This is a genomic window from Pseudomonas nicosulfuronedens, assembly GCF_005877905.1.
In the GTDB taxonomy this organism is placed as follows: domain Bacteria; phylum Pseudomonadota; class Gammaproteobacteria; order Pseudomonadales; family Pseudomonadaceae; genus Pseudomonas; species Pseudomonas nicosulfuronedens.
Map to the genome: position 1 here is coordinate 1 of NZ_SWDV01000132.1, position 640 is coordinate 640.

The following is a 640-nucleotide window of genomic DNA, read 5'->3' on the forward strand; positions in this document are numbered from 1 at the left end:
CCCTTCGCAAACATCTTCCCGCTCCTATCGGGGGCTGACTTCGATGGCTTTAAGGCCGACATCCAGGAACAAGGTCAGCTCGAACCTATCATTCTGCTCGAAGGCAAGATCCTCGACGGTCGCAACCGTTATCGAGTCTGCTTAGAGTTGGGGGTGACCCCGATCACCAAGGACTATGACGGTGGTGATCCTCTCGCCTTTGTCGTCGCACTGAACCTCCGCAGGAGGCACCTGACGACAGCACAGCGTGCCTTGATAGCTGTAGAGCTGGCCAAGGAGGATCCCCAAGTCGACGGAGACGCAGCAGAGCGAGCCCCGCGCATACTACTTCCCAACGCTGCAAAGACGATGAATGTCTCCCCTAGATCCGTCTCATCCGCAAAGCGAGTCTTGCGTGATGGAGCACCCAAGCTCGTAAAGGCGGTAAAGAACGGAGAGGTGAGCATCTCCATCGCTGAACAGTTGGCAAAGCTCCCCGTACAGCAGCAAGACGAACTGTGTGATCGAGGGGCAAAGGCGCTGCGCTTGGCAGCACAGCGTATGAAGCAGCCGAAGGATCGCGCTGAAGAAACACCAGTCCAGGATGCTCCTGATCGCCGAGAAGCACCCCAACCAGAAGAGTTTGCGTTGCTACCTTCAG

General features: G+C 57.0%; 1 protein-coding gene. It reads left to right on the plus strand.

Features of this window, described 5'->3' with window-relative positions:
- Nucleotides 1-640: ParB/RepB/Spo0J family partition protein (locus FAS41_RS30760; RefSeq protein WP_171049605.1), on the plus strand; the 640-nt coding region annotated here is incomplete at both ends.